General features: G+C 41.2%; 12 protein-coding genes. 7 read left to right on the plus strand and 5 right to left on the minus strand.

The window, feature by feature from the left end:
• The first annotated feature begins 8 nt into the window (after positions 1 to 8).
• Both BN35_RS01865 and BN35_RS01870 read left to right on the plus strand, forming a co-directional pair.
• Positions 9 to 1,649, plus strand: a complete 1,641-nt coding sequence (locus tag BN35_RS01865; RefSeq protein ID WP_025071710.1) for a diphosphate--fructose-6-phosphate 1-phosphotransferase — start codon at positions 9 to 11, stop codon at positions 1,647 to 1,649.
• A gap of 309 nt (positions 1,650 to 1,958) precedes the next feature.
• On the plus strand, positions 1,959 to 2,786 hold the full coding sequence (locus tag BN35_RS01870) for a glycoside hydrolase family 25 protein (protein ID WP_028900879.1): 828 nt from the start codon (positions 1,959 to 1,961) through the stop codon (positions 2,784 to 2,786).
• 214 nt (positions 2,787 to 3,000) lie between these two features.
• Here the strand turns inward: BN35_RS01870 and prmA are convergent, their stop codons facing one another.
• A complete protein-coding gene (prmA, locus tag BN35_RS01875) occupies positions 3,001 to 3,867 on the minus strand; it encodes a 50S ribosomal protein L11 methyltransferase (protein ID WP_025071709.1) in 867 nt (288 codons plus the stop codon).
• Between the two features lie 136 nt (positions 3,868 to 4,003).
• Here prmA and BN35_RS01880 point away from each other — a divergent pair, with 136 nt between their 5' ends.
• The 4 genes from BN35_RS01880 to BN35_RS01895 all read left to right on the plus strand — a co-directional run bounded on the left by BN35_RS01880 (position 4,004) and on the right by BN35_RS01895 (position 9,184).
• The gene (locus BN35_RS01880; protein WP_025071708.1) at positions 4,004 to 4,975 is read left to right on the plus strand and encodes a hypothetical protein; all 972 of its coding nucleotides are present in this window, start codon (positions 4,004 to 4,006) and stop codon (positions 4,973 to 4,975) included.
• Positions 4,976 to 5,023: 48 nt separating this feature from the next.
• Positions 5,024 to 6,676, plus strand: a complete 1,653-nt coding sequence (locus BN35_RS01885; protein WP_025071707.1) for an OmpP1/FadL family transporter — start codon at positions 5,024 to 5,026, stop codon at positions 6,674 to 6,676.
• Positions 6,677 to 7,679: 1,003 nt separating this feature from the next.
• Positions 7,680 to 8,129, plus strand: coding sequence for an alanyl-tRNA editing protein (locus BN35_RS01890; protein ID WP_028900878.1), 450 nt, complete (start codon positions 7,680 to 7,682; stop codon positions 8,127 to 8,129).
• A gap of 71 nt (positions 8,130 to 8,200) precedes the next feature.
• On the plus strand, positions 8,201 to 9,184 hold the full coding sequence (locus tag BN35_RS01895) for a DMT family transporter (RefSeq protein WP_025071705.1): 984 nt from the start codon (positions 8,201 to 8,203) through the stop codon (positions 9,182 to 9,184).
• 184 nt (positions 9,185 to 9,368) lie between these two features.
• On the opposite strand, the gene BN35_RS01900 is transcribed toward BN35_RS01895, so the two are convergent.
• A complete protein-coding gene (locus tag BN35_RS01900) occupies positions 9,369 to 10,010 on the minus strand; it encodes an HD domain-containing protein (RefSeq protein WP_025071704.1) in 642 nt (213 codons plus the stop codon).
• A 240-nt stretch (positions 10,011 to 10,250) separates the two neighbouring features.
• Between BN35_RS01900 and menA the strand changes: the two genes are divergently transcribed.
• Positions 10,251 to 11,159: a 1,4-dihydroxy-2-naphthoate octaprenyltransferase gene (menA, locus tag BN35_RS01905; RefSeq protein WP_025071703.1), complete on the plus strand. Its 909-nt coding sequence runs from the start codon at positions 10,251 to 10,253 to the stop codon at positions 11,157 to 11,159.
• A 28-nt stretch (positions 11,160 to 11,187) separates the two neighbouring features.
• Here menA and BN35_RS01910 read toward each other — a convergent pair whose 3' ends face one another.
• The 3 genes from BN35_RS01910 to BN35_RS01920 all read right to left on the minus strand — a co-directional run bounded on the left by BN35_RS01910 (position 11,188) and on the right by BN35_RS01920 (position 14,668).
• Complete coding sequence (locus BN35_RS01910; protein ID WP_025071702.1) at positions 11,188 to 13,518, minus strand: putative porin; 2,331 nt, start codon at positions 13,516 to 13,518, stop codon at positions 11,188 to 11,190.
• Positions 13,515 to 13,736: a hypothetical protein gene (locus BN35_RS01915; protein WP_025071701.1), complete on the minus strand. Its 222-nt coding sequence runs from the start codon at positions 13,734 to 13,736 to the stop codon at positions 13,515 to 13,517. The genes BN35_RS01910 and BN35_RS01915 overlap by 4 nt, the downstream gene beginning before the upstream one ends.
• Positions 13,737 to 13,825: 89 nt before the next feature.
• Positions 13,826 to 14,668: a DUF4468 domain-containing protein gene (locus BN35_RS01920; RefSeq protein WP_051275170.1), complete on the minus strand. Its 843-nt coding sequence runs from the start codon at positions 14,666 to 14,668 to the stop codon at positions 13,826 to 13,828.
• Between the last annotated feature and the right edge of the window lie 19 nt (positions 14,669 to 14,687).

Consider the following 14,687-nt stretch of genomic DNA (forward strand, 5'->3'; position numbering starts at 1 on the left):
AAGGTAAAATGAAAACAAGTGCATTACAAGTTGAAAGAGCTGCTTATCAGCCTAAGTTGCCAAAGGCTCTCCAAGGAGCTGTAAAGGTTCAGGAAGGCGCACCAACTCAAAGTGTTGATGATCAAGAGGAAATTCAGAAACTGTTTCCACATACATACGGAATGCCTCTCGTTGAGTTCGTTCCCGGTGAACATACTGAAAGCAAGCGACTCAATGTAGGTGTGATATTGAGTGGGGGACAAGCTCCCGGTGGTCACAATGTCATTAGTGGTCTGTTTGATGCAGTGAAGAAACTCAATCCAGAAAACCAGTTATATGGTTTCTTAATGGGTCCTGGTGGCTTGGTTGAACATCACTATGTAGAAATCACAAAAGATTTCTTAGACCCTTATCGTAACACTGGTGGATTCGACATGATTGGTTCGGGACGTACCAAGTTGGAAAAAGAGGAGCAATTTGAAAAAGGTTTGGAAATTCTAAAGGAGTTAGACATCAAAGCTTTAGTGATTATTGGTGGTGACGATTCTAATACCAATGCCTGCGTACTTGCAGAATATTATGCTGCTAAAGAATACGGCATTCAGGTAATTGGCTGCCCAAAGACCATTGATGGTGACTTGAAGAATGAACAAATTGAGACCTCATTTGGTTTTGATACCGCAACAAAGACGTATGCTGAGCTCATCGGTAACATTGAGCGCGATTGCAATTCGGCACGCAAATATTGGCATTTCATCAAGGTGATGGGACGTTCAGCATCGCATATTGCTTTGGAATGTGCCTTGCAGACACAACCCAACATTTGCTTGATTTCTGAAGAAATCCAAGAGAAGGATCAAACTCTTAATGAGATTGTGGAAAATATAGCTTCTGTTGTGGCTCATCGTGCACACGAAGGAAATAATTTCGGAGTGGTTGTAATTCCTGAAGGACTTATCGAGTTTATCCCTGCCATTGGACGATTGATAGGAGAACTCAACGATTTGTTAGCTGCACATGGTGCTGATTACAAGGATTTGGATAAGGATGCTCAGCGCAAATACATCTTAGAACATCTGTCAGAGGCTAACCGTTCTACCTTTGAAACGCTGCCTGAAGATGTTGCACGTCAGTTGAGTCTCGACCGTGACCCACATGGAAATGTCCAAGTGTCACTCATTGAAACAGAGAAATTGTTGTCGAGCATGGTTGCTGCAAAGTTGGAGCAGTGGAAAAAAGAGAAAAAGTACGACGGAAAGTTCTCCCCATTGCATCATTTCTTTGGTTATGAAGGTCGTTGTGCAGCGCCATCTAACTTCGATGCTGACTATTGCTATGCGTTGGGAACAAGTGCTGTCCAGTTGATTGCCAACGGAAAGACAGGCTATATGGCAATTGTGAAGAACACTACCAGTTGCACAGATGAATGGAAAGCTGGAGGTGTGCCTATCACTATGATGATGAATATGGAGCGTCGCAATGGTGAAATGAAACCTGTGATACGTAAAGCATTGGTTGATTTGAACGGTAAACCTTTCAAAACGCTTGTAGAACATCGTGAAGAGTGGGCTAAGAAAACTTGTTATATTTATCCTGGTCCTATTCAGTACTGGGGACCCAGCAAGGTTTGCGACCAGACAACAAAGACTTTGAGCTTAGAACGAGAATAATTGCTGTGCACCTGTTTCAGGTTGGCAACCATAGATCGTTGTGTTACTTCGATCGAAGTTTGCCGTAAATTGCATACAACGCTTTCCCTCAATCGGTTTCTTGTACATCTGTTTGTTGGGAGTAAATGCAACATTGACAGTTCATGTTTCCTTGCAGGCGTGGCGAACGGTTCATGTAGTGATGCAATTTTCATTGAAACAGTGAGCGTACCTATTATTCGTTTAGAATAGATACCCACAAATAGAATCTGCTTTTGTAGTACAATAAGGCATTGCAAAGCAGATTCTTTTTTTGAATTACTAAATTTAATGACTCCTAATAAAACAAGAAAGCGTCGCCGTACATCTAAGAATCGACTGTTTCGTCGATATCCGAGGTGGGTTATATGGGTGGGAGGTATGTTCTTTGCCTTCTTCTATATGTGGTTTTTTTATGAGTTTTTTGTCAGTCCTACAGGTTTCAGATGGCGCGCTCTCTTCGGTGATCCCGATTATCCGGAAGGTTATGAGATACATGGCATAGATATTTCCCATTATCAGGGAGAAATTGATTGGCATCTTTTGAAGCATGCCATGATTAAAGGGTGTCCATTACGCTTTGTGATGATCAAGGCAACAGAAGGCGCTAATCGCCTTGATGACAATTTTAACGACAATTTCTACAATGCTCGTAAGCATGGACTTTTACGAGGAGTGTATCATTTTTGGAGCAACAAATCGTCTGCACGTGAACAAGCTTATTATTTTCTGAAACAAGTTCATCTTGAGGATGGCGACTTACCACCAGTGTTAGATGTCGAACACAAGCCTAAGGACAAGTCCGTTGAAGAATTTCAGCGTGACGTTTTGACTTGGCTTCACATTGTGGAAGACAAGTATCATGTGAAGCCTATCATTTACACCTATTATAAATTTAAGGATGCGTATTTAAGTGCGCCCGTCTTTGATGATTATCCTTATTGGATAGCCCATTATTACGTGGAGAAAGTAGAGTATAAAGGGGCATGGAAGTTTTGGCAACACACGGATGCAGGACGGTTGCCTGGCATCAAGGGTTATATTGATTTCAATATTTACAATGGGTCTTATTACGACTTGAAAAAGATGACGATTGGTCAGCAAAAGGATATGTGGTAAGGCAATCTGCAGCTCATGACAAGAGAAATTGCACCCCACATTCCAGTCATATTTTTGCTTTGGAATACCCGAAGTGAACCTTGCGCATGAGGAGAGGTATGAGTCAATGCGCTTCACGCAATGGGGTAATCGCATTCACGCAATGACTTCATCTCCGTATTGAATAATCAATGTTTTTATAAACGATAGACAACTGACAGTCAGCTTATTAAGGTTACTTCTCTTTAGTAAACATTAGGCAGCACCAATCGTCTTCATTTTTCCTACTACGTTCTACCAATCTCAACTGTGTAGCTTTCTCTATGAGCAGATTTGTGTCCGATTCATAAAAGCCACTGAGTAGAAGTATTGCCCCTGGAGACATTAATTCAACAAACGAAGTCATGTCTTGAAGCAAGATGTTTCGGTTAATATTCGCTAACACAACATCAAACAAGCCAGACACATGCGATAAAACTTGAGCATTGCCATGAAACACTTCAAGGTTGGTAACGTTGTTCATGGTAGCGTTGTGCAGGGTGTTGTTCACGCTCCACTCGTCGATGTCGTACCCTATCACTTTGCTTGCCCCTAATTTACTGGCAGCAATGCTCAATATCCCCGTACCACATCCACAGTCCAAGACACGTTTTTCCGACAATCTTAGCTTGAGTAACATGGAAATCATCATGCGCGTAGTCTGGTGATTACCTGTGCCAAAGGCTTGTCGGGCTTCTATTCCGATATAAATTTTGTGGTCCGTTGCTGGCACAAATGCTGATTTGGCATCATAAATAATGAGCTGTTCGTCAATGTCAATGGGTGCGAAACCTGCATTCTCCCAAACCTCATTCCAATTTTTGTCTTCCATATCTTCAAGGTGATAGGTAAGATCAATCTCTTGTATAGGTATGTTTTTGAGCACCTCTTTTAAGCACTGTTCATCGAAGTTCTCGGAAGGAATGTACGCCTTCAAGCCCTGTTGTGTTTCTTCAAACGATTCAAATCCTACTTCGCCCAAGGCATCAGCTAAAAGGTCCTTTGCTGTTTGTACCAGTGCAGGCTGACCTGAAATGGTACAGTTGGCTATCTTATAATTCATCTTGTTAAGTTAAAATATTTCACAAAGGTATAAAAAATAGGGAAAACCTCCCTATAGTTAGGGAAATTCCTTATATTTGCAATAATTAATTGTTTACATTTGCCATAGAAATAATGTATAAGAAAGGGAGTGAAAGATGAAAAAGATAGCTTTGTTAGCCCTGCTCATAGGAACGATGCCATTAGGTATGCAGGCACAAGACGATATGTATCTAATACCGTCTAAATCTAAAAAGGTCGCTAACTCCTCTGTTGTTGCCAAGGACAGCAAGGTAACATATAGCGGTAGTGATCGAGATGTCGATGAGTATAATCGTCATGGTAAGTTTTGGAGTCATTATCAAAAGATTGGTTCTGATGATCGTGGCAATGATATTATAGAATTTCAAAAGGGTAGAGGCATCTATCCCGATTCTACCTATATCGATACCACCTTTGTAGGTCAGTATTACGACACCATGATTGATGATGACGATTATCGCTATACCCAACGTATGAGCCGCTGGGATGGATATTATGACCCTTGGTTCTATACGAGCCGACGCTGGCGCAGTTATCCATATTGGCGTGCAGGGTGGGGCTGGTATGACCCTTGGTACTATGGTTATGCAGGCTATTACGACCCATGGTATGACCCATGGTATGCTGGTTACGGCTATCCTTATGCGTATGGCTACTATGGATATGGCTGGGGAAGTCCGTACTATTATAGCAGATACTACGGTTGGGCAGGCTATCCTGTGCGGTATGTTTATAGAACAGGTCACACGGGTACGTTGACTTACTATGATCGCTCCAACTTTCGCCCGTATTATGGACGTGTTTATGACTCGCCAAATCGCAACCGTCGCTATGGTAGAGATGTACGAAGATATGACAATCGGTATAATTCTTCAGGCAACACGGTAACCTTTGGCTCTCGTAGACCAAGTCCAAGATATGACTCTCCTACCAATTCAGGCAGACGAAACACAACGCCTACCTTCCAAGGTCCAACAAGAACGCCAAGCGGTTCGTTTGGTAGTGGCTCGTTTGGAGGCAGTACTCCCCCTCGTGGCTCTTCTGGTGGATTCCATGGAGGTGGTAGCTTTGGCGGCGGACGTCGATAATGTAAGAGAGATAAAATAGATGATATGCGTATTTATAATAGGATAGAGATGAAAAATAAATATATACTGTCTGCGCTATTGTTGTTGGGAACAGCGACAATAGGTGCGCAAGAGACTTATGAGAATACAAAATTGATAGACAACGACCTTAATGGTACTGCACGTTATGTAGGTATGGGCGGGGCGTTAGATGCTTTGGGAGCCGACATTTCGGTGATAGGTTCTAATCCCGCAGGTTTGGGATTGATGACTAAATCACGTGCAGAGGTGTCGTTTGGCTTCGTGTCGCAACCGGGTGTCTCTGCTTTTCAACAAGGTAATCCTACGAATGCAAGCTTTGATCAGGTGGGATTTGTTTATGTGATGCGTAATCCAAGAGGCGATAATAGCGGACTAAATTTTGCAGTGAACTATCACAAAAGCCGAAATTTTGATTACATTTTATCTGCTGTTGGTGACTTAAAGAATGCTTCACAAAACACGCTGTCGTTCTTAAAAGCTATTTATGGACGCAGAGCAGAAGACGGTACATCTAACTTTTATTTGGAAACAACGAAGAATGGGATGATTCGCGGTACTCATCCTTTCACCTCGCAATTGGACAATCTGTACTATAACAACCTAATGGTGGATCATAACAACGCTGTATCTTATAGTACAGCCACAGGCTATGATATGCAACGAGCGCATACAGGCTACATCGGTACTTACGATGTAAGTGTGAGTGGAGCCATTAGTCCCCGTTTCTATTTGGGTGGAACCATTGGTTTTCATGATGTACATTATACAGGAACTGGCGAGTATGTCGAGGATTTGGTGGATATATCCAACAAACCACTGACTGCCTTGATGGTTCATGACGAAAAAACCATTACAGGTTTGGGGGGAGATTTCAAATTAGGTGCTATCTTCTTGCCTATTGAGAATAGTCCTTTCCGTATTGGTTTGTCTGTGGCTTCTCCTACATTGTATAGGTTGACTATCAACACGAGAGCTTATATAAGGCACAATCTTAGAGCTTCACAATCTATGCAGCATGGTTATTCCGGTGGAACAACGAACGAATCTTATAGCTTTAAGATTGATACACCATGGAACTTCGGTATCAGTCTTGGTCATACAGTTGGTAATTATTTGGCTTTGGGGGCAAGTTATAATTATGCCGATTATGGAAGTATGAATACACGTGTTAACGAAGGCGGTGGGTACGACTGGTACACGGATTCCTATTATGAAAACAGTAGTGACGATACTAACATGAATGAGCATACGAAGCAGACGTTAAAGGGTGTCTCTACAATAAAATTAGGTGCTGAATTTAGACCTGTCACTAATCTGGCCTTGCGCGCAGGATATAATTATATATCACCCATGTATCAAACAAATGCTTACAAGGATGGCACTATTGATTCCTATGGTTCTAATTATAGCACAGCTACAGATTACGTGAACTGGGATTCGACCAACCGTTTTACGTTGGGTGTTGGCTATCAAATGAAGAATTTTAATATTGATTTGGCATACCAGTATAGTGAGCAAAATGGGGACTTCCATCCTTTCATGGATACTTATGGAGACTATTATTATATAAATACGGCAACGAAATCGTTGCAAATGGATAAAATTGACAACTATGCAAATCCTGTAAAGGTCAGCAACAAGCGTCACCAGCTGCTGCTCACCTTAGGTTATCGCTTTTAGAATAGTTGTCGCATCAATAGTTACGAACCCAGAAAGAGAAGTTTATCACACAGTTTGATAAGCTTCTTTTTTGCGTAATAACCAGTGAGAAGATTTTTCTCTTCTATTCATCTTATAGTTTTTTGAACGGACGAACGAGTCGGGCATCCCAACTAAAGCATGACAACGACTCCCCAACTTAGTTTGGAATGAAGTACAACTTGAATAAAACGAAAGCACTTTCCAAACATGTTTTTTGTCCTGAACTTTTACCAAAAAACGACCATTGAAAATTTCCAAAATAGAAAAAAACGATAGGCAAACGCCCAACAAAAATGGGCTGATTTTAACAAATAAAACGTCATTTGGCGTTAGAACATTGAATTATCACGCTTGGAAACATGTATTAGAGGTGTTATTCGCATGCTTCAGCGGCATTAAAGCATGCAAATTGCGAGCTTATCTCAATGCTTTAACCGCCAAGAAAGGGTAAAAAATGGAAAGAAAAGAGGGTGTTTTATCGTAATATCCTTAATATCAACACGTTATAAACATTGCTCATTTTCAGCGTATTTGCGACCAACAATGACGTTGGTTGTAAATACGCGAGTTATGAGAGGCACTTTGTAAAGAAAATTCAGTAATTATTATCCACTACTACAACGCACCAACCTTATTACATAAGTCATTATTTTGTGTTTTCTTATCGTAAAAATAGCATTCTTCAATGAAAGAATTGGAACTTTTTTTGTAGAACGATTGTTTATAGGCTGGTTCTATAAATTACCGCCGCACATAGTCATCAAATGTTTATGAAATACGTTTTGTTATCTTTTGGCTTCTTTTTAGTTCAAAATGTAAGTTAGTTCAGTCGTGTAGCTCGCTACACTCCTTCACTCTCTTGCATTTTGACCTCAAAAATAAGCTCAAAATCTAACAAAGCTAATTTATAGAACCAGCCTTTATATTTTGCCAAGTTAGATATTATGTGTAACTTTGTCTACAACATTAAATCACGATTATTTTGTTAGAAAGAGAAGTATCTTTTCCACCTGCTCATACGGCTGAGCATCTACTCAACCAACTCATGACGCGCAAGTTTGGATGTAAACGTTCAGACAATGCCCATATTGAGCGAAAGAAAAGCAAGATGACTTTTCGGTTGGAGAGCAAACCTGACAGACATGCCGAAAAGGAGATAGAAACTCGTATGAATGAGTTGATACAGCAAGACTTGCCCATCACCTTTGAAGAGGTGGACAGACAACATCTTCCTGAAGATGTCAGTTTAGACCGTTTGCCTGCCAATGCGCCCGATTTGATTAGGATTTGCCGAATCGGAGATTATGATATTTGTCCCTGCATAGGCAAACATGTTCGTTCCACCCGTCAAATTGGCAAATTTGAGTTGTTGGGAACCAATTGGGATGAACATCAAAAAACGTACAGAATACGCTTTAAGGTTATTCCCTAAAACTTACTTTTTTATATGTATAGAACCCTTCGCTTTATCGTATAGGGGTTCATTATCTTAATCGACTGTAGATGAATAAGTTTCCGAATCTTCAACATAGAGATAAAAAGTACACCCATAGCTCCAATAAAGTTCCTCTTTTGGCGCACCTTAGTATGTTCACCGCCTGTGCTATATGGGGACTAATGGCACCCATTGGTAAAGATGCCATGTCCAATGGTATCACAGGTGTGGATATGGTGTCATTCCGTGTGTTGGGAGGAGCCATCCTGTTTTGGATGACGTCTTTCTTTGTCAAAAAAGAAAAGGTTCCTCTCCATGATATTTTCTGGTTCATAGGAGCAGCCGTTTTTGGTTTGGTTTGTAACCAATGTTGTTTCACCATCGGTTTAAGTCTCACGTCTCCTATCAATGCAAGCATCGTTACAACTTCGATGCCTATATTTGCCATGTTATTGGCGGCACTCATCTTGAAAGAGCCGATAACAAGTAAAAAGGCAATGGGCGTGTTTGTGGGTTGTTGTGGAGCACTCATTCTCATACTCACGAGTATGTCGGCAGCTAACGCAAAGGTGGGGGATATCCGTGGCGATTTATTGGTGTTAGGCGCTCAACTGTCTTATGCCTTCTATCTGTCCGTGTTCAATAAGTTGGTGAAGAGATACTCTGTGTTTACGGTGAACAAATGGATGTTCCTGTGGGCAACCTGTCTCATTTGGCCATTTTCTTTTCGTCAAGTGGCAGAACTACCATGGCAAAGCATCACAGTAACAACATGGATGGAGACGGCTTATGTGGTATTCTTTGGCACTTTTGTGGGATACATCCTCATTATATCTGCACAAAAAGTACTTCGTCCAACGGTTGTCAGCACCTACAATTATGTGCAACCTATCGTTGCTGTCATCGTTACGGTGGCTACGGGTATCGGTATTTTTAAGTGGACACACGCATTGGCTATCGTCATGGTGTTTAGTGGGGTGTGGTTAGTCACAAAATCTAAATCCAAACACGATGAAGCACAAAGCCAAAAGGGTGAGTTGACAAAGGAATAAACATGGCGGAGAAACCGAGAGTGATGTCCTCATGACTGCTCCGCTTTATCGAAATACCGAGTAATCATAAGCATTTGTAAGACAAGTTATTGAGATAAGATAGTTATCTCTTTGCTTTAAGTTCTGTGTGCCTACGTTTCAAGCCTTTTATTTCTTTGCTTCAGTGCATCAAGGTCAATGGAATTTATTTCCCATTCTTTTCCTTATCAAAAAAGAAATCAAATTGTTTTCGGAGTTCTTCCTTGTCTTCTAAGATGAGACGGATATTCTTTAGGTATTGATGATTGGGTGAATTGGCAATCCACAACTTGATATATCCTGTATTACCGTATTTGGCTTCTATATGTTGTTGAAAACGTTGCCAGTGTTCTTGTCGGCTTTTTTCAGGATTTTGTTCCAATCCAAACTGAACTGTACGTTGAAACACATGCTCGGGTTGTAAGTCTCTATCTGCTTCGGCGACAATCTTTCCGTACATACTTCGTGGTGAATGGGAGGCACTGGCACGATGGTCTTCCACCGCTTCGCGCATGATTCGTATCTGTTCGGGCGAGAACCAGCGTTTCAACCGTGCATCCGAAGCTAAGATTTTTCCTCCTGTGAGATGATGTATAGCACGAGGACCCGACATACCAATGTCATGATAAGCTGCCACGGTGTACGCCATGTTGACATCGGCTCCTATCTTACGAGCCAATTCCATACTGTTTTTGATGACTTGCTGGACATGGGCAAGCCCATGCGAAGCACCGAATTCATTGTATTTTGGAAGGATATTTTGCTCGATGAAGGTCATCAAATCGAGACTTACGTTGCTATCTATCATGTGGGGTGTTATTTGTTGCAAATGTAAGAAAAAATGTTTATTTTTGCAATAGCAAAACAACGGAAAGGCACGGAATGACAAAGAAATGTTCATTATTCGGTTGTCTCCGTGTATCTCTGTATGGGTAAGTAAGCCGAGGACACATGCTGCAAGGTCGTTGTACAATTGTGTGTGGCTGCTGCTAAATGTACATTCGCATATATCTGAGTGTCTCCGTTGCTATAAAATAAAAACTTGACGATGCAAACTTCTACTGTACGATGCAATTCTGCGAAGGCTTGGTTCTTGGCAGCACGCCCCAAAACATTAACTGGGGCGGCAGTTCCTGTGATGATAGGCACTGCGTGGGCAATCTTGGATATGCAAGGAATAATCCGTATAACACCCGTTGTTTTATGTTTCCTCTTTGCGTTTGTCATGCAAATAGATGCCAACTTTATCAATGATTATTTGGACTTCGTGCGTGGAAACGATGACGAGACTCGGTTAGGACCGCGACGTGCCTGTGCACAAGGTTGGATTTTACCCGCTACCATGCGTGTTGGTATTGGATTGACAACGCTTTTGGCTTGTCTTGTCGGCTTGCCTCTTATCTATTATGGAGGTATGGAAATGCTCTTGGTAGGAGCCGTATGCGTGGTTTTCTGTTTTCTATATACCACCCATTTATCTTATTTGGGGATGGGAGATATATTGGTATTGATATTTTTTGGTATCATTCCCGTTTGTGTGACTTATTATTTAGCCGTTCCTTCCTATGCAGCACACATCACGTGGCAGGTATTTTTGAGTTCGATAGCATGTGGATTGGTCATTGACACATTACTCATTGTTAATAATTATCGTGACATAGAGAATGATCGGCGTGTCCATAAAATGACAATGGTGGTGATGATGGGTGCCTCTTTGTCAAGAACGACTTATCTCATGCTTGGGTGGGTAGCCTGTATGATAGGACTGGTCTTTTTGTTTCACGGTCATGTGTGGGCTTTTGTCCTACCATTATTCTATGCGCTCCTGCATACGTTGACCTATCGCAGGATGTGTAGAATACGACAAGGAAAAGCGCTTAACCTCATTTTAGGCGAAACAGCAAGAAATATTTTTATCTATGGAATATTGTTAACCGTTGGTTTAATGATTTCGTAATCATGTTTTAGGAGGTGTACTGTTCTCCTTAATTAAAGAAGTTCCAGCTCACTCCGAATCTAAGAATGCGGCCATTGATGGGGTAGTGAGGCACTAAAAAACTGTTGCGAGTGCCGCTATCTTGGTTTACATGACTGTACATGACGAAGAATCGGGTTTGCTTTAAATGGAAATTCGCATACACATTAACAATAGGGTAGTTTCCCAATATCGTTCGTTCCGTATTCTCTTGTACCACAAACTGTCCTAATGCAGGGCTGTAGTCGGGTGCTTCATATTTCGTGAAATAACGAACATCGGCACCTGTATTACAACTTAACACCTTGGCAATCTTGAATTTGAAGTAAAGATTGGAGTACACATTTAACTTAGGTAGCGGTATGGCGCTCTGTACGGAAGCATTTTGAAACGTCACAACAGACTCCCAGTGGAGCGGTCCCCATGCAACGTCTTGCCCCAACGAAAGTGTTAGGACATTGATAGGTGTACTACTTTGGCGAACACCTACCTGTGTACCTGTTCTTTGGTATTTCTCGTTTACTTGATAGGCTTGTGCTAAATAAGTGTAATTGGTGAGTTCATCAACCGCCACACGTAGCGTGGTATTTGTTTTTTCGTATTTGAGCAAGCCTTCTATCCTTGTGTGAGTAATGGAACCTAAATCTTCATTGTCCCATCTAAAGTGCCGTCCATGATAATGCCGATAATAGAAGGTAGGCTCATAACGTCTGAAAAAGCCTTGAGCAGCTAAGCGCAAGGTGTCTCCAAAGAGTTTGAAATTCAAATCGGTTTGCGCTTCTAAGTCTATTTTCCCTGCGTCTTTTCCTGCTACTCCAACTTCACCAGTGACAGAATAATGCAGCGTTTTGCCTTGTCGTTTGCTCAATTGTCCTCCTACATATACGGAATTTTCGTTGTATGTACTCGTTCCAGCACTATCAGGTAAGGAGAAATATCGAAGTTCATGACTGACAAAAGCCTTCAAACCCGATTTTGCCCACTTGTTGAACCCTTCGAGTAAAGAAATGGCGAAAGTGTTTTGTACACGATAATGCTTGGTATCATCGTAGATAGAATCGCCAGTGAAAGGTCCTATGAGTCGATAATTGTTGGCGTAGAAATTGTCTGGAGTTTGATAAGCTTGGTAAATTCTCTTGTAATCATCAAACTTCAGTGTATGAATAAAGCTGGTCACTGGGACATATTCGTTCTTGAACCATGAAGTATCTTCCTTTGCTTGTTTCGTTTTTGCCAACAAACTGTCGGCTGCATGCTGCCCATTAACTTGAATACGAGAGCTGTCTGTCGCATGCGTTGTAGAGGGTTCTATCCCCGCAATGACAGCATCATCAGGTCTTCCTGCTGTTGCCTTTTCATCTTCCAATGCCTTAGGGTCCAATTTTCTACCTTCTTTCTTGGCTTTGCGAAGTGCTTCTTTTGTTTTCTTGGTGGCATCATTCTCTTTCTTAGCCTTTAGTGCAAACTTCTTTGCTTTAATCTCGTCTGGCGTCATCGGCACTTTCCGATTGAATCCTACATTATATCTATGCGATAAAAAAACATGGTGATGGTCATTTCTATTCCAGTTTTGTTGTAACACAGTGTGTATTTCTGATGTTTGATAATTATCATCAAAGCTCTCAGGATTTGTGATGTATTTGTCATCTGTGATACCTCCGTTTTCCGTATTCTTTTGGTGATTCGTTGAAAATAACAGGTGTGCTTGATATCGCTCACCCAAATAAGAGCCATGAAGAGAATAATTGAAATGAGAAGAAGCTTGATTTGCAAAGAATCCTCGACCATAGAGATAATCGAACTTGAACCCTACACCAATCTTCTTTCCAGCATTAATGGCAAATTTTGCGGTCAAGTGATCTTCCCCATTGGTTCGATCTCCAGCAGTATTGTAAGTCAAACTGGTAATAGGAGAGAGGGTGTTGGTGAAGTGGTAATCGTCAGGAGCTACGATAAAATAATCGTAGGGCTGTGTGAAAATAAACTGTTCATCGTCTCCTAATCGATCGACAAACAATCTACTGATACGGGGTGCACCTAAATTTCCCGTTGTGTTATATTCTCCTCGCAAGCCAGAAGTAAAGATACTGTTAGGGTACATGTGCATCAGCGTATCGGGTATTGCCTGACGGATGTCTCCAAAACGGTTGTCTACCGTCCATACTTTAAGCCCTTTTGGTATTTCTTTGTCTTGACTTGTTGAGTCTTTAGCGTTGTTACGTCGCTGGTCATTCACCTGCGTAATGTTGCCATCGGCATCCATTTGGTTGTAACTGTCAATTTGAGCAGTGACGTGTAGGGACGTTATCAGAAGGGCGATTGAGAATAAAAAACGTGTCATGAATGAAATATGCGTAGACTACATTCTGCCATTTTGAAGAACATAGCAGTAAGAATAATGATAGTACCAAGCGTTTCTTGCTCGGTAAAGAAATAGAAAATAACACCAACTACAGCACCAACCATAAAGATGATGTTGAGGATGTTTCGAATCCAGAAGAAAAGATCGCGAGGCTTATCGCCATTTCCTCTAAATCGTCTTAGATATTTTGCACTCATATAAGTTGTAATATTTTATCGTATAAAACTCAAATCTATCGTTCTTTGGGCGTTAACTATGGTTGAACAGTGAAAGGGAATGGTAACATTCATTGGAGTAATTCTGTCAGTTGACTGAAAATTTCATTCTTTCTATCAATGGTGTGCTTACGGAACTTTCCAGAAAGTCGTAGTAGTCTGTTCTTTTGTTTGTTGAGAGCAATTTCATCTGTAATCCATTCTTCTGCACTTATTTTGAGATGAGTAGGGCGATTTTTCTCGTAATCATAATGAATATGACTAAGAGTTAGCTCAAGATGTTGCTCAGTACATTTCGCTGTGAGCATATAATAAAATTCGGTACGGTCTAAAGAAAGGAAGGAATTGCTAAACTCTAACCATTCACAAAACCGTGCTACAATGACGTGTTGTTTGGGATTGACTAAGACTACACGACTATTGATCTGATTCTTCTCTTTGGTGAGCTCATTCATATAATGGTAGACGGTGTTGTAAAGATCATTCGCAGACTTTTGTGGAACGTCTAATTGAAGGGTAAAAACCACTTTTCCTTGAGGATTCTGAGGTACTGCTCCTGCAAGATAATCAGCTTCTTTAGATGGATTCTTAACGGTTTTAGTGTCTTGATTCTTGTGAGAAGGTTGCTTGGAGGTAACACTTTGTGGAACAACCCATTCAGATGAATTAGTTAAAGAGATTGTATCAGCCCCAATTGTCTTTTGTTCTGCTGGTTGTAAATCATGTTTCGTCTGCTGTTTCTTGGCTAATTTGACAGCTTTTCGTGCTGCTTTCTTAGCTTCCTTCACAGCCTGTTTAGCCGCTTTAGCTTCTTGCTTTGCCTTTTCTAACCTTTGTTCGGGTGTTAGCACAGCTTGAGCCTGAACGAATAGAGGTATCCATAACAGGAGAACGAGTATGTTTTTTTTCATCATCAAGATTGTTGAATGAGTT

The organism is Hoylesella timonensis 4401737 = DSM 22865 = JCM 15640, assembly GCF_000455445.1.
Taxonomy (GTDB): Bacteria; Bacteroidota; Bacteroidia; order Bacteroidales; family Bacteroidaceae; genus Prevotella; species Prevotella timonensis.

Coding starts and splice junctions, on each gene's coding strand:
- BN35_RS01870 (WP_028900879.1), top strand. CDS start 1,959: ATGACTCCTAATAAAACAAGAAAGCGTCGCCGTACATCTAAGAATCGA.
- BN35_RS01865 (WP_025071710.1), top strand. CDS start 9: ATGAAAACAAGTGCATTACAAGTTGAAAGAGCTGCTTATCAGCCTAAG.
- prmA (WP_025071709.1), bottom strand. CDS start 3,867: ATGAATTATAAGATAGCCAACTGTACCATTTCAGGTCAGCCTGCACTG.
- BN35_RS01900 (WP_025071704.1), bottom strand. CDS start 10,010: ATGATAGATAGCAACGTAAGTCTCGATTTGATGACCTTCATCGAGCAA.
- BN35_RS01910 (WP_025071702.1), bottom strand. CDS start 13,518: ATGACACGTTTTTTATTCTCAATCGCCCTTCTGATAACGTCCCTACAC.
- BN35_RS01895 (WP_025071705.1), top strand. CDS start 8,201: ATGAATAAGTTTCCGAATCTTCAACATAGAGATAAAAAGTACACCCAT.
- menA (WP_025071703.1), top strand. CDS start 10,251: ATGCAAACTTCTACTGTACGATGCAATTCTGCGAAGGCTTGGTTCTTG.
- BN35_RS01920 (WP_051275170.1), bottom strand. CDS start 14,668: ATGATGAAAAAAAACATACTCGTTCTCCTGTTATGGATACCTCTATTC.
- BN35_RS01885 (WP_025071707.1), top strand. CDS start 5,024: ATGAAAAATAAATATATACTGTCTGCGCTATTGTTGTTGGGAACAGCG.
- BN35_RS01915 (WP_025071701.1), bottom strand. CDS start 13,736: ATGAGTGCAAAATATCTAAGACGATTTAGAGGAAATGGCGATAAGCCT.
- BN35_RS01880 (WP_025071708.1), top strand. CDS start 4,004: ATGAAAAAGATAGCTTTGTTAGCCCTGCTCATAGGAACGATGCCATTA.